Source organism: Ewingella sp. AOP9-I1-14, from assembly GCF_052375995.1.
GTDB lineage: Bacteria > Pseudomonadota > Gammaproteobacteria > Enterobacterales > Enterobacteriaceae > Ewingella > Ewingella allii.
The window spans coordinates 265,395-289,726 of the sequence record NZ_JBQSVA010000002.1 but is presented as its reverse complement, the minus strand read 5'-3'; the positions used below and the strand labels follow the sequence as shown (position 1 = coordinate 289,726).

The 24,332-nt window shown below is 54.5% G+C and carries 18 protein-coding genes and 1 other RNA gene; 7 read left to right on the top strand and 12 right to left on the bottom strand.

Going from position 1 to position 24,332, the window contains the following annotated elements:
• Positions 1-243 precede the first annotated feature (243 nt).
• Together ACT3RT_RS06555 and ACT3RT_RS06550 are read left to right on the top strand one after the other, a co-directional pair.
• Positions 244-1,095 carry an AraC family transcriptional regulator gene (locus tag ACT3RT_RS06555; protein ID WP_353501696.1) on the top strand — a complete coding sequence of 284 codons (852 nt, stop codon included), beginning with the start codon at positions 244-246 and terminating at the stop codon, positions 1,093-1,095.
• A gap of 368 nt (positions 1,096-1,463) precedes the next feature.
• Positions 1,464-3,119, top strand: coding sequence for a glucan biosynthesis protein D (locus ACT3RT_RS06550; protein WP_353501697.1), 1,656 nt, complete (start codon positions 1,464-1,466; stop codon positions 3,117-3,119).
• 143 nt (positions 3,120-3,262) lie between these two features.
• Here the strand turns inward: ACT3RT_RS06550 and ACT3RT_RS06545 are convergent, their stop codons facing one another.
• Positions 3,263-3,445 (bottom strand): hypothetical protein, encoded by a 183-nt coding sequence (locus ACT3RT_RS06545; protein ID WP_034789500.1) that lies wholly within the window; start codon positions 3,443-3,445, stop codon positions 3,263-3,265.
• A gap of 382 nt (positions 3,446-3,827) precedes the next feature.
• Here ACT3RT_RS06545 and ACT3RT_RS06540 point away from each other — a divergent pair, with 382 nt between their 5' ends.
• Positions 3,828-4,925: a glycerol dehydrogenase gene (locus ACT3RT_RS06540; protein WP_034789501.1), complete on the top strand. Its 1,098-nt coding sequence runs from the start codon at positions 3,828-3,830 to the stop codon at positions 4,923-4,925.
• 32 nt (positions 4,926-4,957) lie between these two features.
• Here the strand turns inward: ACT3RT_RS06540 and ACT3RT_RS06535 are convergent, their stop codons facing one another.
• The gene (locus ACT3RT_RS06535) at positions 4,958-6,244 is read right to left on the bottom strand and encodes a DUF445 domain-containing protein (protein ID WP_485903231.1); all 1,287 of its coding nucleotides are present in this window, start codon (positions 6,242-6,244) and stop codon (positions 4,958-4,960) included.
• Between the two features lie 164 nt (positions 6,245-6,408).
• Here ACT3RT_RS06535 and ACT3RT_RS06530 point away from each other — a divergent pair, with 164 nt between their 5' ends.
• From ACT3RT_RS06530 to ACT3RT_RS06520, 3 genes are all read left to right on the top strand, one after another.
• Positions 6,409-8,088: a multidrug ABC transporter permease/ATP-binding protein gene (locus ACT3RT_RS06530; protein WP_396132583.1), complete on the top strand. Its 1,680-nt coding sequence runs from the start codon at positions 6,409-6,411 to the stop codon at positions 8,086-8,088.
• Positions 8,075-8,893 carry a hypothetical protein gene (locus ACT3RT_RS06525; RefSeq protein WP_496202696.1) on the top strand — a complete coding sequence of 273 codons (819 nt, stop codon included), beginning with the start codon at positions 8,075-8,077 and terminating at the stop codon, positions 8,891-8,893. The genes ACT3RT_RS06530 and ACT3RT_RS06525 overlap by 14 nt, the downstream gene beginning before the upstream one ends.
• Before the next feature lie 181 nt (positions 8,894-9,074).
• Entirely contained in the window at positions 9,075-11,513 is a 2,439-nt protein-coding gene (locus ACT3RT_RS06520; RefSeq protein ID WP_353501702.1) for a DUF3772 domain-containing protein, read from the top strand.
• 256 nt (positions 11,514-11,769) lie between these two features.
• Here the strand turns inward: ACT3RT_RS06520 and ACT3RT_RS06515 are convergent.
• The 5 genes from ACT3RT_RS06515 to ACT3RT_RS06495 form a co-directional block, all read right to left on the bottom strand.
• Positions 11,770-11,857, bottom strand: a non-coding RNA gene (locus tag ACT3RT_RS06515) — RtT sRNA.
• A gap of 489 nt (positions 11,858-12,346) precedes the next feature.
• Entirely contained in the window at positions 12,347-13,354 is a 1,008-nt protein-coding gene (locus ACT3RT_RS06510) for a magnesium and cobalt transport protein CorA (protein ID WP_353501703.1), read from the bottom strand.
• On the bottom strand, positions 13,351-14,922 hold the full coding sequence (locus tag ACT3RT_RS06505; RefSeq protein ID WP_353501704.1) for an efflux transporter outer membrane subunit: 1,572 nt from the start codon (positions 14,920-14,922) through the stop codon (positions 13,351-13,353). Before ACT3RT_RS06505 ends, ACT3RT_RS06510 begins: the two co-directional genes overlap by 4 nt.
• Before the next feature lie 5 nt (positions 14,923-14,927).
• Entirely contained in the window at positions 14,928-16,496 is a 1,569-nt protein-coding gene (locus ACT3RT_RS06500; protein ID WP_486029946.1) for a DHA2 family efflux MFS transporter permease subunit, read from the bottom strand.
• Positions 16,493-17,743, bottom strand: coding sequence for an HlyD family secretion protein (locus ACT3RT_RS06495; protein WP_496202695.1), 1,251 nt, complete (start codon positions 17,741-17,743; stop codon positions 16,493-16,495). Before ACT3RT_RS06495 ends, ACT3RT_RS06500 begins: the two co-directional genes overlap by 4 nt.
• A 280-nt stretch (positions 17,744-18,023) precedes the next feature.
• On the opposite strand from ACT3RT_RS06495, the gene ACT3RT_RS06490 reads away from it, so the two are divergent.
• On the top strand, positions 18,024-18,944 hold the full coding sequence (locus ACT3RT_RS06490; RefSeq protein ID WP_396132579.1) for a cation diffusion facilitator family transporter: 921 nt from the start codon (positions 18,024-18,026) through the stop codon (positions 18,942-18,944).
• A 137-nt stretch (positions 18,945-19,081) separates the two neighbouring features.
• Here ACT3RT_RS06490 and ACT3RT_RS06485 read toward each other — a convergent pair whose 3' ends face one another.
• From ACT3RT_RS06485 to ACT3RT_RS06465, 5 genes are all read right to left on the bottom strand, one after another.
• On the bottom strand, positions 19,082-19,228 hold the full coding sequence (locus ACT3RT_RS06485; RefSeq protein ID WP_496202915.1) for a DUF2474 domain-containing protein: 147 nt from the start codon (positions 19,226-19,228) through the stop codon (positions 19,082-19,084).
• 29 nt (positions 19,229-19,257) lie between these two features.
• Positions 19,258-20,265: a cytochrome d ubiquinol oxidase subunit II gene (gene cydB, locus ACT3RT_RS06480; protein ID WP_353501708.1), complete on the bottom strand. Its 1,008-nt coding sequence runs from the start codon at positions 20,263-20,265 to the stop codon at positions 19,258-19,260.
• The gene (locus tag ACT3RT_RS06475; RefSeq protein ID WP_496202694.1) at positions 20,255-21,691 is read right to left on the bottom strand and encodes a cytochrome ubiquinol oxidase subunit I; all 1,437 of its coding nucleotides are present in this window, start codon (positions 21,689-21,691) and stop codon (positions 20,255-20,257) included. The genes cydB and ACT3RT_RS06475 overlap by 11 nt, the downstream gene beginning before the upstream one ends.
• A 293-nt stretch (positions 21,692-21,984) precedes the next feature.
• On the bottom strand, positions 21,985-22,305 hold the full coding sequence (locus ACT3RT_RS06470; protein ID WP_485903224.1) for a helix-turn-helix domain-containing protein: 321 nt from the start codon (positions 22,303-22,305) through the stop codon (positions 21,985-21,987).
• A gap of 415 nt (positions 22,306-22,720) precedes the next feature.
• Positions 22,721-23,665, bottom strand: coding sequence for a LysR substrate-binding domain-containing protein (locus ACT3RT_RS06465; RefSeq protein WP_496199741.1), 945 nt, complete (start codon positions 23,663-23,665; stop codon positions 22,721-22,723).
• Positions 23,666-24,332 lie beyond the last annotated feature (667 nt).

The window sequence follows — 24,332 nt, the reverse complement described above, 5'->3', positions numbered from 1 at the left end:
AGAAAATAATGGCATTAAGTATGTGAAACATTATTTCAATTCTATTTTTACGCTGTTTCATCAACTGCAACGAGTGTGTAACTTGCCATTGGAATATAGAGAATCTGTTTTGCTCGATTGTTATACGGGTCACATAACAGTGCATTTTTTTAAATTGCTATTGCTGATTGGAGCAGAAAAGAGCCTAAATTATAAAAAGTGACTTAAAAGTTTTAATTTCTTGTCATCGGGTGGGGGAGCTTTATGGCGGTGACCGACTTTCTCGAACGCATTGCATTAAACGATCGGCAGATCTCGTTTAATCGCATGAGCAGGGGCAGCGCCAATTATTTTCATTGGCACCAATGTTTAGAGATGCTGTTTATCAGTCAGGGGTACGGGATAGTGATTGTTGATAATCAACAGTACACGCTGCGCCCCGGCCGCCTGTTTGTCTTTCCGCCCTTTAAGTTGCACAAGGTGTTTGTCGAGCAGAGTGAGAAAAACCACTATGTCCGCACCACGGTGCATCTTGATCACCTGCTGCTGGACGGCTTTTTGCACTGTTTCCCCCAGCGCCGGGCGCACTTCTCACACCTGTGGGGCGCGGAGAGCGATGCGCATATCTTTGATTTAGCAGATAACGCTCAACATATCGAAACCATTCTCGAAAGCTTCCAGCGGCTACAGCTGGCCGCCACGCCGCAGTGGGAGGATATCGCCATGATGATATTGCAGCTGATGGAGTTCATGCCCGAGCAGCAGGTGAAGCGCAAAACCGTCAGCCGCACCACGGCCTCCAAAGTGATGCAGTGGATAGAAGAGAATTACGTGATGAAGTTTTCGCTGGCCGAGTTATCGACGGCGATTGGACTGTCGCAAAGCTATATTTCGCGAGTTTTTAGCCAAGAAACGGGCGGCTCGGTGGTGGACTATTTGGCGACGCGGCGCATCAAACGCGCCTGTGAGCTGCTGCGCTCCACCGATATGCGGATAGAAGAGGTGGCGAGTCAGTGCGGGTTTGCCGATACGCCCTATTTTATTACCTGTTTTCGTAAGTTGATTGGCCGCACCCCGCTGCAATATCGCAAAGCGGCGTTTCGGCTTGAGCTTTAAACAATAATTCATTAATTCATAACGTTTTGTTAACTTGGGTGGTCACGGAATCCTCTTAAAAAACGGTTTTTTGCTGCTTTTATGAGCGCTCTTAATCGGCCGTTTCTTTAGCGATATCAAAATGGTTAAATTATCGCTCATCCCCCGTATGCCGGAGCTTTGGCATGCCGTAAGCCCGCGTTCTGTGCAAGCTATTTTTAGCTGAAAGCATTCAATTTTGTGGTACTCGCCATGGGAATTTTACGTTAGCCTTAGGGTCGTATTTTTACATCCCGCAGATGCCCTTGTGTGCCACTTTCGGCAACATGCCTTTCGGCGCTACGGCGTTGCGGATAACTTGACTTGCCCGGCACAGGAAACCCTCTGGCATGGAACGAAGAGCATTTATTAAAGCGTCAATGGCGTTTGCCGCCTACTGCGGGGTGCCAGCAATGGCATCAGTGTTCACGCGATCTGCTGAGGCAGCGCAGGGGAATGTTGCAGACGGTGGTGCAACGTCTTTTGACTTCTCCGTGTTGCAAAAGATGGCCAGCTCCCTGGCGTCGAAGCCCTACGGTGGCGCGCCGCAGCCTCTGCCTAAAACGCTGGCAGAGCTAACACCGCAGGCGTACAACGCCATTGAATATGATCACGCCCACTCCCTGTGGCATGACCTGCCAAACCGCCAGCTGGACGTCGAGCTGTTCCACGTCGGCATGGGCTTTAAGCGCCGCGTGCAGATGTATTCCGTTGATGCCGACAAAAAACAGGCGCGTGAGATCCACTTCCGCCCTGAATTGTTCCAGTATCACAATGCCGGGGTCGACACCAAGCAGCTGGAGGGCATTACCAACCTCGGGTTCGCCGGTTTCAAAGTCAACAAAGCCCCTGAACTGACCCGCCGTGACGTGGTTTCTTTCCTGGGTGCGAGCTATTTCCGCGCCGTGGATGACACTTATCAGTATGGCTTATCTGCCCGTGGCGTGGCCGTCGACACCTTCGTCGGCCAGCCGGAAGAGTTCCCGGACTTCACCGCGTTCTGGTTTGAAACGCCAAAATCTGGCGACACCACCTTCACAGTTTACGCCCTGTTGGATGGCCCAAGCGTCACCGGCGCTTACCGTTTCATCATTCACTGCGAGCCAACGCGCGTAGTGATGGAAATCGAAAAGCACCTCAATGCGCGTCAGGACATCAAGCAGCTCGGCATCTCGCCAATGACCAGCATGTACAGCTGCGGTACCAGCGAGCGCGGACGCTGCGACACCATTCACCCGCAAATTCATGACTCGGATCGCCTGGCCATGTGGCGCGGCAACGGCGAATGGGTTTGCCGCCCGCTGAATAACCCGCAAAAGTTGCAGTTCAACGCCTTTGCCGATGAAAACCCGAAAGGCTTTGGCCTGTTACAGCTCGACCACGACTTCAACAATTATCAGGACGTGATTGGCTGGTACAACAAGCGCCCGAGCCTGTGGGTGGAGCCGGTCGGCAACTGGGGGAAAGGGGCGATTAACCTGCTGGAGATCCCAACCACCGGCGAGACGCTGGATAACATCGTCTGCTTCTGGCAGCCGGAGAAGCCGGTCAAGGCTGGGGATAATTTCACTTTCAGCTACAAGCTTTACTGGAGCAGCGAGCCGCCGGAGCGTAGCCCGTTATCCAACGTGCTGGCCACCCGCACCGGCATGGGCGGTTTCCCTGAGGGTTGGGCGCCGGGCGAACATTATCCTAACGTCTGGGCGCGCCGCTTCGCGGTCGATTTCATCGGCGGCGAACTGAAATCCTACGCCGATAAAGGCATCGAGCCGGTGATTAATGTTTCTGCCGGTAAGATTAAAAACATTGAAATCCTGTACGTGCAGCCGTTCGATGGTTATCGCATCCTGTTCGACTGGTACCCGGACAGCGATTCTGTCGCGCCGGTCGAGCTGCGCATGTTCCTGCGCTCGGGTAATACCGCGCTGTCAGAAACCTGGCTTTACCAGTATTTCCCACCGGCCCCGGATAAGCGTAAGTACATTGATGACCGCCAGATGAGCTAATCTGCTGGCGATGCAGAAATGAGAAAGCCCCGTCTCTTGCGAGCGGGGCTTTTTTTACTTCTATTTTTTTACTTCTATATTCGCAGGTGAATCAGAAGCTTATCTTGCTGGTTACCCGACACAGGAGACCCACGCAATGATTCTTAGAACGCTTTTACCAGAACTTCTCTTTGGGAAGGTTCTTGGCCGGTTCTCAGCAGGCTATCGAAGGATTTCTCCATCTTTTTCACTTGCTGCAAAAATTCTTGTGGCGAGAAATCGTGTGATTTGCCGCTCATATAAGCGAGAGCCAATTCTTTAGCCTGGTAGCGCTGGAAGTTATACATGTTATCCCCCAATCCCTGCATATTTGGCGCTGTTTATTGATTGGCGCGCCAGCTAATTCGGAATTTATTAAATTTAAAATGAAAAGTTAAACAGGATGGCTAACAGCGAGCTGACCTTGTGCAACTGCTTACATCGTGCTGCCAATGCGATGCATTCTACGGCATCCATTGATAAGTGAAAGCCGCTTTAATTGATGGATTCGATAGTTGAAACTTTATAAAAACAGTTGAAGCGACCCTATTTCCCGTGTGCAAAAAAGACCTCGTTTTCTGCCTTAAATTCTTAGCTTCCCATGCGATCATTATTAGATTTAATAATGTGACTTTGGCGCAGAACAGGCTAGGCTCAGGGTAGGTTTTTCAATGGAAAGAGGTTTTTATCATGAGTAAATTTATCTTCTCTTCACCTCGAAAATACGTACAAGGCAGTGGCGTACTGGACGAACTCGGCGGCTATCTTCCGGCGCTGGGCGGAAAATCCTTCCTGATAGCTGATGATCTGGTTTGGGGACTGATAGGCGAGCGCGTTAAAAGCTCGTTGAAGCAGGCCGAAGTCGAATTTCACTTCGAAAAATTTAATGGCGAAGCTTCGGCGAATGAAATCAGCCGGCTGACCGCCATTGCCCGTAAAGCGGGCACTCAGGTGGTGGTCGGGCTGGGCGGCGGTAAAACGCTGGACACGGTCAAAGCCATTGCCGATGAGTTAAAGCAAAACGTGGTGATTGTGCCGACGGTGGCTTCTACCGATGCGCCGTGCAGCGCGCTGTCGGTGATTTACACCGACGAAGGGGTGTTCGATACCTACCGTTTCTACAATAAGAACCCTGACCTGGTGCTGGTGGATACCCACGTCTGCGCGCAGGCCCCGGTTCGGCTGTTTGCATCAGGAATTGCCGACGGCTTGGCGACCTTCGTCGAGGCGCAGGCGGTGCTGCGCTCCCACTCGCACTCCATGGTCGGCGGCGACCCAACGATTGCCGGTATGGCGATTGCCGAAGCCTGTGAGAAGACGCTGCTGACCTACGGCTACAGCGCTTATACCGCCGTCGAGCAGAAGCTGGTCACTCCGGCAGTGGAAGCCGTGGTGGAGGCCAACACCTTGCTGTCCGGGCTTGGCTTTGAAAACGCCGGGCTGGCCGGGGCTCACGCCATTCACAACGGGTTTACCGCTGTTTCCGGCGACATCCACCACCTGACCCACGGCGAGAAAGTGGCCTATGGCACCCTGACGCAGATGGTGCTAGAGCAGCGCCCGGATGAAGAGATTGCCCGCTACATTCGCTTCTACCGCTCCATCAACATGCCGACCACGCTCAAAGAGATGCATCTTGAGAAAGAGTCTTACGAGAATCTGGTGAAAGTCGGCAAGCTCGCAGGAGGCGAGGGCGATACCCTCGGCAACCTGAATCGTAATCTGTCGGCGGAAGATGTGGCAAACGCCATTCTGGCAGTGGACGCCTTCAGCAAAACCGTGAAATAAATCGGCTCACTCCCCCTGTTCAGGGGGAGTTTTTATAACCTCGCCAGCACCCACGGCATCACCACCGGCAACTGCGACAGCAGGTAAAGTATCAGCCCGATAAAGGCGCCAACCAGCGTGCCGTTGATGCGAATAAACTGTAAATCCTTGCCGATATTCAGCTCAATCTGCCGCGACATATCCCGCGCATCCCAACTTTTCACCGTGTCACTGATATGGCGAGTAAGAAACTCTGCGAAGTCAGGCGCCATGCGCGCCGCCACGGTTTCCATCTGCAGATTCAGCGAGTCGCGCAGCTTTTCATCCTGCTCCAAAGCCTGCCCCAACCACTGTCCCGACTCGGTAATTTTCAGCCGCACCCGCGAGTTTGGGCTGTCTAAATCCTCTCTTAGCCAGCCGCGCATGTCGCTCCACAGCTGCATGACGTAATCATTCAGTTTTTCGTCATTCTTCAAATACTGCTTAATCTCTTCAGCTTTTTGCGCGGCGGCGGGGTCGGTTTGCAGCGTCCAGATGAATTTCTGCACCGAACGGTCAAAGCCTTTGCGGAACGCGTGGCTCTGGTCATTGCCCATATCATCCAGTACCGAGTTAACGGCGTTCGACACCATATCCGCGCCGTTGCGCCCCAGCCAGCCGGTAGGCAGTAGCTTAGCGGTCAGCGGGTGTTCGCGCTTCATCCAGTTGACGATTTGGGTGGAGATAAAGCTGCGCGTGCTCTCCTTGGCGAGCAGGGCTTCCAGCTGGTCCATCGCCTGATCCAGCAAAGCCTGATGCCGTCCGTCTTTGGTCAGGCTCTCCAAAATGGTGGCTACCGACTGCGACAGGTCGATTTTGTCGATCACCCGAAACAGCGCGCGTTTTATCAATTGGGCTATACGCTGGTCGTCGGTGAACTCGAGAAAACCGCGCATCATTTTCACCAGATAATGGGCGAAGCGCGGGGCGTTGTCCGGGGCATTTAGCCAGTCAGAAATCATCCGCGCCGGATCGTGCTTGCGGATCAGCTCGACAATCGAGTCCGGCGCCAAAAACTTCTCTTGCACGAAAATTGCCAGATTGTCGGCGATTTTGTCCTTATTCTTGGGGATGATCGCCGTGTGTCCGGCAATAAAAGGCACCGGCACGCGGCGAAACAGCGCCACCACGGCAAACCAGTCGGCCAGCGCGCCGACCATCGCCGCCTCGGAAATGGCCTTCAGCCCCAGAATCCAAAAATTAGGCGGCAAAAAGAGGGTGACAACAAACAGGGCGGCGGCCGTCAGCAGCAACCCCAGCGCATTACGTTTACTTCGGCGAAGTTCATGTTCTTTATCCATTACAGAAGTTTAGGAACTGCGCGCAGGACTGTCAGCTTTTTTCTTTTTCTTCGAGGCTTGCTGGAATAATGAGAATTATTCTTGATATCGATTCACCGCTGATTAAACTGCCCAGCTATTCATATCTTTGCTGTATTTGTCGACTTTCTGGGAATCGAGATTTTATGGAGTTGTTACGCGTAGTGTTTAAGCAGTATCGCTGGCCTTTTCTGGCAGTGATGGCCCTGAGCCTGGCCAGTGCGGCGCTAGGGATTGGCCTGATTGCCTTTATCAATCTGAAATTGATTGAAACCACCGAAGCCTCTCTTGCCGTGCTGCCGGAATTCCTCGGTTTCTTACTGTTATTGATGGTGGTGACGCTCGGCTCCCAGCTGGCACTCACCACCCTCGGCCACCACTTCATCTACCGCCTGCGCGGGCAATTTATCAAACGCATTCTGGATACTGACATCGAGCGTATTGAGCAGATTGGTAACGCCCAGCTGTTAGCCAGCCTGAGTAGCGATATTCGCGCCATTACGCTGGCCTTTGTACGCCTGCCGGAGCTGGTACAGGGCATTATTCTGACTCTCGGCTGCGCCGCCTATCTGGCGTTTCTGTCGCCGAAAATGCTGCTGATCACCGTGGCGTGGCTGGTGGTGACCATTCTGGTTGGTTTCTCACTGGTGTCGCGAGTTTACCGCCATTTGAACCACGTGCGCGAAGCGGAAGATCGCCTGCAAAAAGATTACCAGATGGTGATCGACGGCCGTAAAGAGCTGGCGCTGAATCGCGAACGCGCCCGCAAGCTGTATGACGAGGAGTATGTGCAGGACGCAACCAGCTACCGCCACCACATTGTGCGCGCCGACACCTTCCACCTCAGCGCGGTCAACTGGTCGAACATTATGATGCTCGGTGCGATTGGGCTAGTGTTCTTTATGGCCAATACGCTGGGCTGGTCCGATACCAATGTCGCCGCCACTTACTCCCTGACTCTGCTGTTCCTGCGCACTCCGCTGCTACAGGCGGTTGGTGCGTTGCCGACTCTACTCAGCGCGCAGGTGGCCTTCCGCAAGCTCAACGGCCTGCGCCTTACCCCGTATCAGCCCGAATTTGCCGTAGCCCCTAAAACGCAGAGCTGGCAGACGCTGGAGCTGCGCGACCTGACCTTCAGCTATGGCGAGAAAGAGCAGAATGCCGGTTTTGGCGTCGGCCCGCTGAACTTGACCATCAAGCGCGGAGAGCTGGTGTTCCTGATTGGCGGCAACGGCAGCGGGAAGTCGACCATGGCGATGCTGCTGACCGGGCTGTATCAGCCGCGCTCGGGGCAAATCCTGCTTGACGGTGTGCCAGTCAGTGAGCCGGAGCAATACCGTCAGCTGTTTTCCGCCGTATTTACCGATTTCCACCTGTTTGGTCGCCTGATGGCCGCCGAGGGCCAGACACCCGATCCCGAGCTGGTGGAAGTGTGGTTGCAGCGCCTGAATATGAAAGAGAAGCTACAATTTGACGGCGACAGAGTCACAAATTTGCAGCTGTCTCAGGGACAGCGCAAACGCGTTGCGCTGCTGCTGGCGGCCTGTGAGGGGCGCGACTTCTTGCTGCTCGACGAATGGGCGGCGGACCAAGACCCGCAGTTCCGCCGGACTTTCTATCGTGAGCTGCTGCCGTTCCTGCGCGACATGGGTAAAACCGTGCTGGCTATTAGCCATGACGACCACTATTTTGAGCATGCCGATCGCCTGTTAGAAATGCGCGCGGGCAAATTGAGCGAATTACATGGCGAAGCCAGAGCAGACGCCAGCCGCGACGCCGTAGCGCAAATAGACCAAAAAAAGGAAATCGTTGATGAACTGGAATGAGGTGATGGTGTGGGGAGTGAGCGGGGTGGTGATTGCCGCAATACTTGCCGCGCTGTACAAGAAGGGCAAGCTGGGTAAAACGCCCGCCATTATCCTACTTTTGGTGTTGGTCATTGGCGGCAACGCACTCTACGCCGGGCTGATTAAACCGCGCATGCAAACTTCCAGCCAGACGGCGGAGATTGACCATGCGCTGGCCGAACTGCCTATTTTCAAGACCATCAATGAACAAGAGCCAGAGCTGTACCAGCAGATCCGCAGTAACATTCTGCGCCTGAGGGAAGAGGGGAAAACCCAGCAAGAGGCGATTGATACCGTCAAGCCTATGGTGTCGGCCTTAATTTCTCAGCGTATGAACACCGCCCCCGATGCCAACGTGCTGGCGGCGATGCGTGTCAGCCTGCAAGAGATGCAGGAGCTACAGGCGCGCCATGACGGCACCTGCTTTAAGTTCTTGTATCCGCACATCAGCGGCGGGGTGAACACGGCGCAGGTGCTGTCGCCAGAGTTGTTCAAAAAAGACCTCGACACCATGAACGACCTGCTGCAAGCCAGCGGCCGCGGGCAGAAAACCCAGCCTACCACCCTCAGTGCCGAGAGAGCTCAGGCGCTGATGGTGCCGGTGAGGGAGAAGTTGCATCAGGATTACGGCGACCAGTTGCAGATGTTTAATGATTTAGGCGCGGCGACCGTCGACCGTGCCAAGGTGTGTGACATTTCCATCAGCCTGTACTCCAATATTTTGGCCCTGCCGCAGGCTGACGCTGTCGGCCTGCTGCGCCTGATGCTGGGCAAGCAGGGGTGATCTGAACGCTCTCTGCCTCTGGCGTAGCAAACCGCTGGAGGCAGCTCTTTTTGGCATTCTGGGTGATTTTTCTTCCTTCCCGTTGCGATCCAGAAAAAACCTGATATTTTCCGCACCAATAATCGCTATTATCATCATTCTGAAAAATAATAATTCCCCCGAGTGTCGGATAGATTCCTTTATGCATAAATTCTTTAAAGCGCCCGTGGTGTGGGCACTCTTAGCCACACTGTTTATGGCGCCAATGGCAACATGGGCTGCCACTAACAATGACTCGGCCCAGACCAACGCCCCTGCGGGCGATGCCAACGCGACTCCTGAGCCGGTAAAAATCAACGTACCCGCCACGCTGACCGCGCTGCAAAAACGCCTTGATACCACTAAACAACAAGTTTCGTCGGCGAAAACTGAAAAGAAGCTCAACGGCTTAAACGACGATACGCTGAAGATTCTGGATGACACCGACAAGCTGATTGCGGCACTGGGGCCTATGCGTGCTCAGGTGCAGGCCCAGCTTGACGTCCTCGGCCCGGCTCCTGCGGCGGGGGCATTGCCTGAAACGGCCGAAGTGGTGCGCCAGCGCAATAAGCTTAATACCAGCAAAACTCAGCTTGATGCGCAAAATGAACAAGCCACGGCGATTCGCACCGGCGCGCAGAACCTCTCTACCCAAATTGGCGGGCTGCGACGCGACACCCTAAAAACCCAGATTGCCCTTAACTCAGGCAGTATTCTGGGCAAGAATTTCTGGATGGCGCTGTTTGAGCCGCAGGATAACGACCGCGCGCGTTTCGCTGATTTCGGTTCACAAATTAGTAGCGCTTGGGATCAGGCATGGCAGCCTGAATTCCGCGTGGGGTCGGCGCTTTACCTGCTGCTGGCATTAGCCGTTGGCCTGTTGGGGCGGCGTCTGTTGGACAAACCGTTGAACTGGATCCTCCAGCGCTGGCTGCCCGGCGGTCGTCTGCGCCGCAGCCTGCTGGCGACCATTGCGACGCTAGTGATTGTATTCACCCAATGGTTGAGCGTGAGTTTTTTCTGCCAGTTCTTCGTGCGCCTGCCGGATACCTCAGAAGCGCTGCTTGAGTTTGCTAACTCACTGATTGGCCTAACGGTCTTCTCTGCGCTGGTGGCCGGTTTAGGTTCGGCGCTGCTGTCGAACAAGCATCCTTCGTGGCGTCTGCCGGGGCTGGCGGATCCTATCGCCAAAACCTTGGCCTCCTTCCCGTTGATGCTGAGTGCCTTCATCCTGATTTTTGGCGTGGTGGAAGAGCTGAATAATCTGGTGGGGGCCAGCGTCTCTGCCACGCTATTCGGCAATGGCCTTTCTGCATTACTGGTGGCGGTAAGCTGTCTGATTGCGCCGATGCGCGTAAACCGTGTGCGCCGCCGCCTGCTGGCACGCGGGGAGCAGCCCGAAGCCCGTTCGACGCTGGCCGGTTTGATTCACTTGGCTATCAGCATTACCGCTATTGCCATCACCGTGGCGCTGCTGATTGGTTATATCCCGCTGGCCCGCTTCCTGACCTATGAACTGGTGTGGGTGGGCTTGGTTCTGACCTGCCTGTACTTGATGATTCATCTGGTGGTGGATTTCAGCGAGAGCTTCTTCTCACCCACCACCACCAGCGGCAAGTTGCTTAAAAGCAGCTTGAGCCTCAATGAGCGCCATCTGTCGCTGGCCGCCACGCTGTTCGCCGCCGTCGGTAAGACCCTGCTGATTCTGTTCGCGGCCGTGGCGCTGCTCAATGGCACCTTCGGAACTACCACGCCGATTGAGCTGCTCAGCAAAGTGGTGGATATCTGGGGTGGAAAAGGGCTGGAAGGGATGAATATCATTCCAGCTCACGCCGTTAACGCCTTCCTGTGTCTGGCGATTGGTCTGTATGTTCTGCGTTCGGCCAAACGCTGGCTGGATAACGACTTCCTGCCCAAAACCGCCATGGATCGCGGCATGCGCGCCTCGCTGGTGACGCTGTTCACCAACGTCGGTTATGTGCTGATCATCCTGCTGACGCTTTCCACGCTGGGTATCGAGTGGAACCGTCTGGCATGGATTGTCAGCGCGCTGTCGGTAGGTATCGGTTTTGGCTTGCAGGAGATCGTGAAGAACTTTATCTCCGGTTTGATTTTGCTGACCGAGCGCCCGGTGAAAGTAGGGGACTTGGTGACTATCAGCGGCGTTGAGGGGGATATTCGTCGCATCAACGTGCGCGCGACTGAGATCCAACTGAGCGACCGTTCGACGGTGATTGTGCCGAACTCACAGTTCATCTCGCAAAACGTGCGTAACGCCACCATGGGCAATGCGCAGGGTGTAGCAACTATCGCACTGACCTTCCCGCTGGACATCGACCCAGAGCAGGTGCGTTCGCTGCTGTTAGAGTGCTATGAGTTGCACGAGTCGATTCTCGAGACGCCTGCGCCTTCTGTCAGTTTCAAAGAGTTAGGCCCAAATGGCATTGTGCTGAGCGTCACCGGCTATGTCGCCAGCCCGCGCATGGTCAGTGGCACCAAGAGTGACCTGCTGTATGAGATCCTCAAGGCACTGCGCAATGCGGATATTAGTCTGAGTCAGACGCAGACCATGGTGTTGGAGCAACCGGTCGAAAAACGGTGATGTTTTTGCCTCGGCGGCAGGCCTAGACCTTGGGCCTGCCGCCCAAACCTGCTAACTTCAAATTCAAATTCAAATTCAAATTCAAAACCGTGGGCGTCGGCCCACACCGACCAAGGGAGGCGTAAACGCGCCTCCCTTGGAACCCTGCGTTTTTTATTGCTGTGAGATCGAGGCTTCGCAGGGTTGGAATGGACGTGTTCCAGCGGCCACGGTGTTCGCCGCGAAGTGCCGCCGCTTAGGCGGTTCCCTCTGTTCGGGATTACTCGGCCTCTGGCCTCGCCCTTCGGGTCGTTGCTTTGCAACGCTGTCTCGCTTCGCTCGGCTCGAGCCTTTGGTCTCGAACCACTCCCTCGGCGTCACTTCTGAACGCGGCCTACAGGCATTTACACCGAACCGTTCCATTGGGTTTTGGGTTTGCTTTGCTCCTCCCCCTGGTAAGGGGGAGGCTGGGAGGGGGTATTGCAGAAAAATCAGTGGCTTATGTGAGAAATACCCTACCCCAACCCTCCCCTAAATAGGGGAGGGAGCAGGTCAAAAACCATGAAACGGCTCGGTTGAAATGCCTCAAAACCGCAGTCAAAAATGGCGCTGAGCGAGAGGTTCGAGACCTATGGCTCGAATCCCGTGGCGAAGGCACCGCCTAAGCGGCGACATTTTGCGGTGAGGAACAGGTGTACCTGAAACACGTCCGCCCAACGAGCGAAGCGCGCAGTAAAGAGCCGGGGATTCTCAAGGGGTGCGGCGATAGGCGCCCCTTGAGGCCGGTGTGGCGGCAGCGCACGGTTTGGACCTTAAGGCCAGTTTGGGTGGCAACCCAATGTTTTAAAGCTGCCCTAAAGCCAGCCCGCTTTCTTCAATCGCCAGTAAAGCAACCCACATCCCACCACGGTTATTCCCAGCGTCAGCGGATACCCCCACCAGTCTTCCAGTTCGGGCATGTTTTTGAAGTTCATGCCGTACAGGCTAAATACCACGGTGGGAATGGCGAGGATCGCACCCCAGCCAGCGAGGCGTTGGACCACTTCGTTTTGATGCACGGACACCAGTGCGAGGTTGACGTGCATGGCGTTGGCCAGCATCTCGCGCATGTCGTCGGTGACGGTGATCACCTGATGGGCGTGGTCCTGCACGTCACGGATATAGGCGCGCAGGCCCTTAGGGATCAGATCTTCGAAATGGTGGCTGAGCTGATTACAAATATCTTCGGCAGGGACGGCGGCGTTGCGCAGCGAGAGCAGCTCGCGGCGCAGTTTATACACGTCCTGCACTGCGTTCTGGTCAAAGTCCGACTTAAACATCTTCTGCTCAATATGGTCGAACTGCTTGGTGTACTCGCTGACAATCGCCAAATAGTTATCCACCACCATGTCGAGCACGCAGTACAGCGCGTAGCCTGGGCCTTTGGCCAGCATGTCCGGGCACTCTTCGGCGTGGGCGCGGATCTGCTTATAGCTCGACGACGCGCCGTGGCGCACGGTGATCAAAAAGTTTTTGCCCAGAAACAGGTGCGTTTCGCCATATTCAATCTTGCCATCGACCAACTGGGCGGTGTGAATGACGATAAACAGCGACTCGCCGTACTGCTCGATTTTCGGGCGCTGATGGGCGGTGAGGGCATCTTCAATGGCCAAATCGTGCAGGCCGAACTCCTCCTGAATGGTGCGCATCAGGCTGTCTTCGGGCTGCCACAAGCCCAGCCAGACGAAGGTGTCCGGCTCTTTCAGCACCTCGCTGATATCTTCGGTGGTCACATCTTGCAGCCGCTTACCTTCACGATAAGCCACGCTGTTAACGACGGAATCACAACTCGGCTTCTTCTCTTCTTTGGTGATGGCATTCATTTCGCTGCTTCCTCAGACGTGGTCTGGACGCGTACATCGGTGGTTTCGGCCGGGCCGAAAACGGTGTAGGTCGGGAGTTTCACATTCTGATACGGCTCCCAGCCGCCGCCAAGGGCTTTATATAAAGAGACCAAGTCGGTACTGGTCTGCACGCGCGCGGCGGCAGACTGCTGCTTAGCCTGCGCCAGTTGGCGTTGCGCGTCGAGCACGTTGATGAAGGAGGATAGCCCTTTGCTGTAGCTGTCCGTCGCCAGTTCGAATGAGGTTTGCAGCGCCTCGGTGGTTTGATCCAACCCGGTGACCCGGTCCTGATCGGTGCGATAGTTGACCAGCGCGTTGTCGACATCTTGCAGCGCGGTGAGCACCGTCTGGCGATAGTTCAGCGCGGCGTTAGCCTGCTGCGCGCGCGACAGGTGCACACTGGAAACCAGACGGCCGCCCTGGAAAATAGGCAGGGTGACGGACGGGCCGAAGGAGTAGAAGTTGCTACTCCAGTTGTCCAGATAGCTGGCGTCGCTGTTACGCATGCCGAACTGGCCGGTCAGGGAGATGCTTGGGAACATCTGGGCGACGGACACGCCGATGTTGGCCGTCGCGGCGTGCAGGTCGGCCTCGGCTTTACGCACGTCCGGGCGGCGACGCGCCAGCTGTGACGGCACGCCCACCGGCACGGCGGCGGGCAGGGCGGGCATAGGTTTCACATTGGTCAGCTCGCCGTCGAGGGTGCCCGGCGCCTGTCCAAGCAGCACCGCCAGCCCGTTCATCGCCTGACGCTCCTGTGCCTGATATTGCGGCAGCTGGGCGCGCAGCGAGCCAAGTTGGGCGCGGGCGTTTTCCACATCCAGCTGTGGCGCAAGACCGTTCTTCTGCTGGCTCTGGGTCAGTTCTAAGGTTTGCTGGGCGACGTCTATCTGGGTTTGAATCGCCGCCGTGATGCTCTGCGCGCCGCGCAGCTGTAGATAGGCGCGAGCCACTTCGGCTTGCAGAGAGACTAATGCGTCATTGCGCTGCTCGATAGAAGACTGTTTCTGCGCATTGGCGGCTTCCACCTGCCGACGGGTGCCGCCGAACAAGTCCAGCTCCCAACTGGCATCAAAGCTGCCTTGGTATAGGTTCACTGGGCCGGTAGCGGCGTCGATGGCGCTGGACGCCTCAGGGCTGAGATTCTGCGCCTGATCGGCAAGTCCAGAAGACTCGAGCTCACCCTTCAACCCAAGCTGCTGGCGAGTAAATTTGGTGTTGGCCTGCACCGACGGCATCCACGCGCCGCGCGCCTGCGTCACCTGCTCGCGGGCGCCGGCGATGCGCAGCACCGCCTGCTGGAGGGAAATATTCCCGGCAATGGCGCGGTCAATCAGGCTATCAAGCTGAGGATCTTTGAAGGCTTTCCACCATACCGGATTTGGCTCCGAGGGCAAGGCGATAGAGGCTCCCTCTTTGGCCTGCGGGCGGCTCATATCGTTGTAAGCCGCAGGGGTTTTAGGCTTAGGCTGCTGGTAGTCCGGCCCGACAGAACAGCCAGTCAGAGCCAAAGCCAGCGCGGAAAGCGTAAATGTCAGAGTTTTCATTTTTATCAGTGTGCTCCGGCATTGCCTTCGCTCTTAACTGGCGAAAGCAGAAAACAGAAGGGGATCAAAATAGCGGCAACAATGGCGCAATAGCTGAACACGTCGATGTAAGCCAGAATGCGCGACTGGGAAATCATCTCCTGATACATGCGCGCGGTGGCGAGCTGCATCGGGTCGCCAACCACGTGGGCGAAGTCGCGAATGGCGGCGGCACTGCGGCTCACGGCCTGATTGAACTGCTCATTCAGCGGCGTCATGTTATGCACCATATGGGCGCTGTGTGCCTGAGTTCGCTCGGTCACGCCCGCGGTCGCCAGTGAAATACCAATCGACCCTGCCACGTTACGGAACATGGTGAACAGCGCCGAGGCGTCGGCGTTCAGGCGTTGAGGTATGGTCACAAACGCGATGGTGGTCAGCGGCACAAACAGGAAACCGAGGCCGAGAGACTGGGCGCTGCGGTACATCACCAGCGTTTCGAAATCGACGTTTGGCGTCAGGCTGCCGGAATAGAGGAAGGAAGCTCCCAGCAGGAAGAAGCCAAAGGCGATGATGTAGCGCGTCTGCACAATCGGCATCAGCTTCAGTACCAGCGGGATCGACAGTACAATCAGAATCGCCCCCGGCGACATCACCAGCCCGGATAAGGTCGCGGTATAGCCCAACTGCTGCTGGGCCAGCTGAGGAATCACCACCGAGCTGCCATAAAGAATCATCGCCATCCCGGCCATCAGCAGGCTGGAGACGGCAAAGTTGCGATCTTTCAGGCAGCGCAGGTTAACCACCGGTTTCTTAGCGTAGAGCAGCCAGTAGATTGCGCCGACAATGCCAATTGCCGCCAGAACCGCAAAGGTGACGATAAAGGCCGAGTTGAACCAGTTGTCGTCCTCGCCTCGGTCCATCATTACCTGCAAACAGCCCAGCCCAAGGGCAATCAGCCCGATACCGATATAGTCGATACTCAACTTGCCTTTGGCTTTGCGCTCCCACGGCGGGTCTTCCAACAGCTGGTAAATAGCCAGCAGGGCGATGATCCCCACCGGAATGTTGATGAAGAAAATCCAGCGCCAGCTGACGTTATCGGTGATATAGCCACCTAGCGTTGGGCCGACTACCGGGGCCACGATAATGGCGATGGATGACAGGCCAAAAGCTTTGCCGCGATCTTTCGGCGCGAAGTAGTCGAGCAGCACGGATTGCTGAATCGGCTGGAGGCCGCCGCCAAAGAAGCCCTGCAAAATGCGGAACAGGATCATCTGCCACAGCTCGGTGGCGATGCCGCACAGGAAGGAGCAGACGGTGAACATCGCGATACAGATCAGGAAATAGTTTTTGCGCCCCAACACCCGGCTAAGGAACGCCGAGATTGGCAGCACGATGCCGTTCGCCACCAGATACGAGGTGAGCACCCAGGTGGACTCGTCGTAACTGGAGGAGAGGGAGCCGGCGACGTGGGGCAGTGCCACGTTGACAATCGTGGTGTCCAGAATTTCCATGAACACCGCGATGGTCACGACGGCGGCAACCGCCCACGGGTTACTGGAGGGTCTCCAGCCGCTGCGATCGTCACTCATTCCACAGTTACCGTTGGGTCAACTGACAGGCCAAGTGGCAATGGCTGTTTTGGATCTAAACCACTGTCGATGACGATTTTCACCGGCACGCGCTGGACAATTTTCACATAGTTGCCGGTGGCGTTTTCCGCCGGGAAGGCCGAGAAGCGCGAGCCGGTGCCTTGCTGCACGCTGTCTACGTGGCCGTGCAGTTCGATATCCGGATAGGCATCAATCTTGATAACCACTTTGTTGCCGGGGCGCATGCGCTCAAGCTGGGACTCTTTGAAGTTGGCGGCGATCCAGATATTTGGAGAAACAATCGAGAACAGCGAAGAACCGGCCTGAACCAGAGTGCCTAACTGCACATTACGCATGGTGACGTAACCGTCATAAGGCGCGCGCACGTCGGCGTAGGAGAGGTTGAGATTGGCGGTTTCCAGCTGGGCTTTCGCCTGTTCGACCTGCTGTTGACGGGCTTCGACGTTGGTTTCGGCCTGACGTATTTGCAACTCAACCTGCGCCGCGACTTGCACCTGCGCCTTGGCATTTTCTAAATCAGCCTTAGCGGAACGCAATTGTGCACTGGCGGTATCAATGTTCTGTTGCGAGGTGGCTCTTGGGTCGACGCCGCGCTGACGACGGAAGTCGGCGGTGGCATTGAGCAAGTTGGCTTCGGCGCGGGTCTGCTGCGCCTGAGCCTGCGCCAGCTGGGCCGGATACTGCACTTTGGACAAGTCATATTGCACCTGAGCCTGATGCAGTTGCGAGACGGCAACGCCCAGCTGGGCCTGTGCCTGATCGCGCTGCGCCGTGGCGTCTCGTGGGTCAATCTGCACTAACAGCTGGCCTTTTTTCACCAACTGGTTGTCTTTGACCGCCAGATTGGTCACGTAACCGGAGATTTTTGGGGCGATTGTGACAGCGTCACCTTCGGTAAAAGCGTCATCGGTGTTGATTTGGTCCTTGGTCATGAACCACCACACCAGCGCCACAATCACCATGATGATCACCACCAGGCCGAGAATAATTAGCGGCTTTTTGCCCGGGCCTTTGCGCTTTTCGCCTTCTTCATCTTCGCCCTTATCTTCTTCATCTTCGCCCTTATCTTCTTCATCTGACGACTTTTTATCCTGCTTTTTACCCTCGTCGGAAGAGGGTGAGCGGTAACCTTCGCCTGATTTAACTTGGCTGGAGTCGAGTTCGTTGGAGGTGTCTGGAGACGATGATTCGTCAGGACGGTTGGCGTCATTTTTATTCGTTGTCATAATACTCATCTGGTTATCGGCGCTAGGCCGAACGTTAAATGAAACAATTCTCGTTTTACCCTAGATTGTATTGATGTAAAAGCAAGTAAATAACCGTCAACTTACCTATGTTAGAGCACGAAGATCCACACTATAGGTATGCTCCGAAAAAGCGCGTGAAGATGTATAATGCGTGGCTTGGCTTTAATTTTATCTGTGCGTATTTTCACTTTATGGAATCGCCGTATCAGGAACAGCGCGTGACTAATTCTTCCTATTTTATGAACTTGCGGGGCGCTCAATGAGCCGTCCAATCCCTTACCGTGGCCTAACGCGCGTGGCCTCGCTGATCTCCGTGTGCGTCGCACTGGTGCTGGTGTTTATCAAAGTGTGGGCGTGGGCCGCCACCGGCTCGATTGCCCTGTTAACCTCGGCGGCGGATGGCTTAGTTGACGTGTTGGCCTCGCTGGTGACGCTGATTGGCGTGCGCTACGCCGGGCGACCGGCGGACAAAGGCCATCGCTACGGCCATGGCAAAGCCGAGGCGGTTGCCGCCTTCGTGCAGGCTCTGCTGCTCGGCGCGGCGGGTCTGGTGCTCGGCGGTGAGTCTATCGGCCGCATCATTAATCCACAGCCGCTGGCACAGCTGGGGCTGGGTATTTGGGTGATTATCGGCAGCTGCTGCGCGGCCGTCGGGCTGGTATTGATGCAAACCTACGTGGTGAAGCGTACTGGCTCCACCGCTATTGCCGCCGACCGTGCGCACTACGTCACCGACGTGGCGGTTAACCTCGCGGTGCTGATTGCCTTGGTGCTCGAACGTCACCTCGGCTGGACGCGTTCTGACTCCATCGGCGCGCTGCTTATCTCTTTCTATATGATTTGGAATGCACGCGGCATGGCGGGAGATGCGCTCAAGCAGCTGCTGGACCGCGAGTTAGATATTGAAGATCGCAAGCGCGTGAAGGCGGCGGTGCTGAGCGTGGCGGGCGTGCGCGGGGTGCATGATATTCGCACCCGTAACGGCGGCGACCGGGTTTTCGTCGAGTTTCATGTGGAAGTGGATGGGTCGCTGTCCGTGGACGTCGGCCATGATATTGGCGACGCCGCTGAAATCGCCGTCAGCAAGTTGTTCACCGCCGCCGACGTCACCGCGCACCTCGAGCCCGAGGGCATAGATGACGACCGTCTGGACAATCTGCTGAATAATATTACTAAGTGATTTCTGCTCCCTCCCCTGGTAAGGGGAGGGCTGGGGTGGGGTATTATTCTCATATAAGGCACTGAGATTATTGCAATACCCCCTCCCAGCCTCCCCCTTTTCAGGGGGAGGAGCAAAAGCAAGTCTCAAATTTTAACTTAATGGTTTTTCATCCCCGCCGCTGTCATCAGCAACCTAAACACCGACGCCACGGCAAACAGGGCTAACACGCTGCCTAGCCAGATAATTGCCAGCCAGCCTACGCGCTTCCACCAAGGCTGACGGATAACCTTCTCATCATCCATTTCTCTGATCAGTTTCTTCATATTTCACCTCAATGATAACCCTGATCCGGGGTGACTTTGCCGCGGAACACGTAGTAGCTCCAGAAGGTGTAAACCAAAATTATCGGGATGATCACCAGCGCGCCAACCAGCATAAAGCCAAGGCTTTGCGGCGGGGCGGCGGCCTGCCAGAAGGTGATGGAGGGCGGTATGATGTTCGGCCAAATACTGATGCCTAAGCCACTGTAGCCAAGGAAAATCAGCGCCAACGTCAGCAAGAAAGGCGCATGGTGCGACTTACGGTTTACCGCGCGCAGCATCCAGATGGAGACCAGCACCACTAGCACCGGCACTGGCAAGAACCAGAGGATATTCGGCATGGTGAACCATCGGTCGGCAATCGCGCTGTGGGCGAGGGGCGTCCAAAGACTAATAATGGCGGTCACCAGCAGGAACACTAATAGCAGAGGTTTTGCGCGGCGCTGCATGTTTTCCTGCAACGGGCCTTCGGTTTTCATAATCAGCCAGGTACAGCCGAGCAGGGCGTAAGCCACCACGAGACCCACACCGCAGAACAGCGTAAAGGGGGAAAGCCAGTCCAGCGGGCCGCCCGCGTAGGCGCGATTCACCACCGGAATGCCGTTAATCACCGCCCCGAGCACTACGCCCTGACTGAAGGTGGCGAACAGCGAACCCCAGATAAAGGCTTTGTCCCAGATATGGCGCTTCTCCGCCGTGGCTTTGAAACGAAACTCAAAGGCCACGCCGCGAAAAATCAGGCCAAACAGCATCAAGGTTAGCGGAATAGCCAGTGCGTCCAAGATCACGGCGTAGGCCAGCGGGAAGGCACCAAACAGCGCCGCGCCGCCAAGCACCAGCCAGGTCTCATTGCCGTCCCACACCGGCGCGACGGTGTTCATCATTACGTCGCGTTCATGCTCCGCCTTAACCAGCGGGAAGAGAATGCCAATGCCTAGGTCAAATCCGTCCATGACCACGTACATCATCACGCCAAAGACGATGATTAAAAACCAGATTAGCGGAAGATCAATACCCATGGTGGTTACCCTTATTCTGGTCGTCGTTAGATTCCTGTGCAGCAGACAGCGGCCTTGCCGGAGTGCGATGCTGGCCTGGCCCGCCGTGGGTGGTTTCAGCACCTTCATGAGCCACAGGACCTTTGCGGATCAGGCGCATCATGTAGGCGTAACCCACGCCAAACACCGAGCAATAAATCACAATAAACAGCAGCAGGCTGATGCTCATCTGCATTGCGCCGTGGCCGGATACCGCATCTTTGGTGCGCAGCAGGCCATACACCACCCAAGGCTGGCGGCCAATTTCCGTCGTGAACCAACCGGCAAGCAGCGCCAACAGGCCGGAAGGCCCCATCCACAAAGCAAAGCGCAGGAAGGCGCGCGAGCTATACAAGGTGCCGCGCTTGCGCAGCCACAGGCTCCAGACGCCCGCCAAAATCATCAGCAGGCCTAGCCCAACCATGATGCGGAAGGAGAAGAAGATGATGCTGGAATTTGGCCGGTCCTCTTTGGCGAAGGATTTGAGCGCCGGGATCTGCTTATCCAGACTGTGGGTCAGAATCAGACTGCCGAGCCACGGGATCTCAATGGCGTAGCGCGTCTCTTCGCGGTTCATGTCGGGATAGCCAATCAGCACCAGCGGCGACGGCTTGCTGTCTTTATTCTCCCAATGGCCTTCAATCGCGGCAATCTTCGCGGGCTGATACTTGAGGGTATTCAGACCGTGAGCGTCGCCTAGGAAAGCTTGAATCGGTGCAACGATCAGGGCCATCCACATCGCCATCGACAACATGGTGCGCATCGCCGGGGTATCGCGCCCGCGCAGCAGGTGCCAGGCCGCAGAGGCGCCGACAAAGAAGGCAGAGGAGAGAAAGGCGGCGGTGGTCATGTGCAGCAGCCGGTACGGGAAGGAGGGGTTGAAAATGACTTTCAGCCAATCCACCGGTACCACCTGATTGTTGACGATTTCAAAGCCCTGCGGCGTCTGCATCCAACTGTTGGATGCCAGGATCCAGAAGGTGGACATCAGGGTGCCGAGCGCCACCATGCAGGTAGCAAAGAAGTGCAGGCCGGGGCCAACGCGGTTCCAGCCGAACAGCATCACGCCGAGGAAGCCAGCCTCGAGGAAGAAGGCGGTGAGTACTTCGTAGGTCAATAACGGGCCGGTGATGCTGCCCGCGAAGGAGGAGAAGAAGCTCCAGTTGGTGCCAAATTGGTACGCCATGACCAGCCCGGACACCACGCCCATGCCAAAATTCACGGCGAAAATTTTCGACCAGAAGTGATACAGGTCGCGATATTCCTCTTTCTTAGTTTTGAGCAACAGCCCTTCGAGCACGGCCAAGAAGCTGGCCAGACCGATGGTGATAGCGGGGAAAATGATATGAAACGATACGGTGAAAGCAAACTGGATACGGGCCAGTTCTAGCGCGTCTAGACCAAGCATAACAACCTCTTTTTTGCGTGGTAACCCTTTCAGCTTAGGCGTCATAAGCCATTTTGGCGCAACAACATTTGCAAATGAGGTTTCAGTGAAAGGGGCGGTACAACAGTAAAGCTTAGCGAGGAGGGGATTTAACCACAGGGCGGGTGAGATATAACAGTAACAGAAAAGTGAAATAGAGCTATAACAGTTCAGATTTACGCGTTGGCGTGAAAATCAAAACTCACTGCGTGAAAAAGCGATGACGTCAAGTTAGAAGCCGAAGCTCCTGCCTTCATCGCTTGGGTTAGCTCAGGTTATTTGGCTTTTTTCCGATTTTTAACAATCAGCGTGCCATCGGGGTGGAAATAGCGCGTTGGCCAAATTTCAGCTGGCGTCATACCCAGCGCATTGGCGATCAGCATCTCTCCCCGAGGCCAGCGGCGGCAAAGCGCGTTTGACAGGGTTGAAGAGCAGAGGCCGGATTGGCGGGATAGGGCTGCCAGCGTGGTGCCTCGTTTGTGCAGCTCAGCAATAATATCGGCCGGATGCCAGTTCTGAAAACGATGAGAGCCCACCGAAGCCTGAGATGTAGAGCGAGATAGATCGATATCTTGAGATTTTTTATTGGTCGTCATTTCGCATGATCCGTTGCAAAGTGATGATTACTAACACCCTAAGAGGTGCAAATCCCTTGGGTGATAGCCCAGACGGAGTTTGCACTACCGGCCACAACGGATCACCGGCCAGCCCGAAGGCTGCCCCGCCTGAGCCACCATAGAAGCATTGTTTATTACGTGAACGAGTAATGAGCAATAGGTGTGCAAAGGCTGACGTATAAATATTATATATACGTCAACGTTGTGGTATTCAGGGTGCAAATCCCGGCTGCGGATTTTGCCGCAGCGCAAGAACTATACTCTAATCACTTAGTTGATACCAAGTGAGAAAGGGGCGTTTCATTTAGTTATCTAAGTAAAAATTCAAAACTCAATAGAATAGTCGTCTAAAAGAGGGGGAGGTCTGCCAAACGAGATTCTTCATACTTCAAGGCTACGCGCTAAAATGATGATTGATTTTTTCCACGATCATACCTAAAGCTTTATTTTGCAATGAGGTTTTATTGTGCACCATATAGATACTGATGGGCGATAAAGGAAATTCAGTGCTCAAGCTTTTTATATTAAACGCATGTTCGACTTTTATGAAAAGCCAGGTTGGCACAATAGCAATGGTGTCCGAGTTTTCAACGACGGATAGAATTGAAAAGAGTGAACTGCTGCGGAAAGAAAAGACTCTTTCGCCAATATTTTCATTGATACTTTGCTGAGCAAGTTTGATCGCCGGGCCGTCCGATTCAAAAATAGAAAATTGCTCTAATGCCGCCTGCTCTTTGTTGATTGAATGACGTAATCTTGGATGTTCTTTGCGGCAAATAAATGTTAGTTGTTCATTTAAAATAGGGTAGGTGACAGAAGAAGAACTGTAATGAGGGTCGCAGTCAAAGACTAAGTCTGCTTTACGATATTGCAATGCTTCGCTTGAGAGCATGACCGAACTGCCATTATCGGCATGAACCACTTTGGTATTGGGCATGATTTCTTTGACCAATTCCATCAATACGGGAAGTACGCGCATTGAGATATAAGGTGGGCAGCTAACAATTAATCTATTTCGCGCCGTGGAGTTCATATAAACCGAGACATTTCTGGTTAATGTCTCAAAACTTTCCTGTGTGGCCGAAAACAGATTCACCGCCGTGACGGTTGCTGAAAGGTTACTCCCTTCACGGACAAAGAGGGGGTCTGAAAAGTAACCGCGCAACTTATTTAATGACTGGCTGACAGCAGAAGGGCTGATATTCAACAATACTGAGGCTTTAGTGACGCTTTTCTGCGAGTAGATCGCGTGAAAAGTGGTAAGAAGGTTGTAGTCAAAGCTTTTATCCCTCTTTAGGTCATCTTTCTTAAAATCATCTTTTTGTATGTCAGGGTTCACAATTACCTCCCCGTAAATGTAAATAAACTTTGTTATATATAAATGCTACAAATGATTTAAGTTACAATCAGTTGGTGCATGAATGATTTTTGTATTGCGCCAAAAATACTAAGAAAATAAAGCTCAATAAGATAGAGGGCAACACTTTAATTTTTAATTGTTACTTTGTTAATAGTTTCAAAGTCCTTTTGAAATAGTGGGATGGTTTTACTGTTAATATGCTAATTAATAAAAATAGTATCTAGAAAAAATGAAACTGCATAGATAAAATATATTATAGATTTAGTGAATGCTAGTATCATGACGGCATGGTTTTTAGTATGACTTCAATATTACTTTGCTTTTAGGTAGTGATGAATTTTAGCAGAAAAGGTAAGAATATTCTCGCATTGAAGAGTTGCACGATGCATTAATTATTTTAATAAATAAATTAACTTCGTCAGGAAGCGAATGTTAACGACTAAGGGACTATGATGAAAATGACTTCTTAATTTAAAATGAGGGTATTGGCAGCGGAGACGAAAGGGGCTGGAGGGGATCTTAAAAACGTCAATTGGGATTGTTATGCAGAGAAATGCAGGCAGATGACCGGAACGTAAAGTATCCCGTTAACGGCTGCTTATATGCAGATTGGGGACAAAATCACCCCGGGGGATGCTAACGCTGT

What these genes read in the sequence shown, in the direction of transcription:
- ACT3RT_RS06555 (WP_353501696.1), top strand. Translation starts at nt 244, where the DNA reads ATGGCGGTGACCGACTTTCTCGAACGCATTGCATTAAACGATCGGCAG.
- ACT3RT_RS06550 (WP_353501697.1), top strand. Translation starts at nt 1,464, where the DNA reads ATGGAACGAAGAGCATTTATTAAAGCGTCAATGGCGTTTGCCGCCTAC.
- ACT3RT_RS06545 (WP_034789500.1), bottom strand. Translation starts at nt 3,445, where the DNA reads ATGTATAACTTCCAGCGCTACCAGGCTAAAGAATTGGCTCTCGCTTAT.
- ACT3RT_RS06540 (WP_034789501.1), top strand. Translation starts at nt 3,828, where the DNA reads ATGAGTAAATTTATCTTCTCTTCACCTCGAAAATACGTACAAGGCAGT.
- ACT3RT_RS06535 (WP_485903231.1), bottom strand. Translation starts at nt 6,244, where the DNA reads ATGGATAAAGAACATGAACTTCGCCGAAGTAAACGTAATGCGCTGGGG.
- ACT3RT_RS06530 (WP_396132583.1), top strand. Translation starts at nt 6,409, where the DNA reads ATGGAGTTGTTACGCGTAGTGTTTAAGCAGTATCGCTGGCCTTTTCTG.
- ACT3RT_RS06525 (WP_496202696.1), top strand. Translation starts at nt 8,075, where the DNA reads ATGAACTGGAATGAGGTGATGGTGTGGGGAGTGAGCGGGGTGGTGATT.
- ACT3RT_RS06520 (WP_353501702.1), top strand. Translation starts at nt 9,075, where the DNA reads ATGCATAAATTCTTTAAAGCGCCCGTGGTGTGGGCACTCTTAGCCACA.
- ACT3RT_RS06510 (WP_353501703.1), bottom strand. Translation starts at nt 13,354, where the DNA reads ATGAATGCCATCACCAAAGAAGAGAAGAAGCCGAGTTGTGATTCCGTC.
- ACT3RT_RS06505 (WP_353501704.1), bottom strand. Translation starts at nt 14,922, where the DNA reads ATGAAAACTCTGACATTTACGCTTTCCGCGCTGGCTTTGGCTCTGACT.
- ACT3RT_RS06500 (WP_486029946.1), bottom strand. Translation starts at nt 16,496, where the DNA reads ATGAGTGACGATCGCAGCGGCTGGAGACCCTCCAGTAACCCGTGGGCG.
- ACT3RT_RS06495 (WP_496202695.1), bottom strand. Translation starts at nt 17,743, where the DNA reads ATGACAACGAATAAAAATGACGCCAACCGTCCTGACGAATCATCGTCT.
- ACT3RT_RS06490 (WP_396132579.1), top strand. Translation starts at nt 18,024, where the DNA reads ATGAGCCGTCCAATCCCTTACCGTGGCCTAACGCGCGTGGCCTCGCTG.
- ACT3RT_RS06485 (WP_496202915.1), bottom strand. Translation starts at nt 19,228, where the DNA reads ATGGATGATGAGAAGGTTATCCGTCAGCCTTGGTGGAAGCGCGTAGGC.
- cydB (WP_353501708.1), bottom strand. Translation starts at nt 20,265, where the DNA reads ATGGGTATTGATCTTCCGCTAATCTGGTTTTTAATCATCGTCTTTGGC.
- ACT3RT_RS06475 (WP_496202694.1), bottom strand. Translation starts at nt 21,691, where the DNA reads ATGCTTGGTCTAGACGCGCTAGAACTGGCCCGTATCCAGTTTGCTTTC.
- ACT3RT_RS06470 (WP_485903224.1), bottom strand. Translation starts at nt 22,305, where the DNA reads ATGACGACCAATAAAAAATCTCAAGATATCGATCTATCTCGCTCTACA.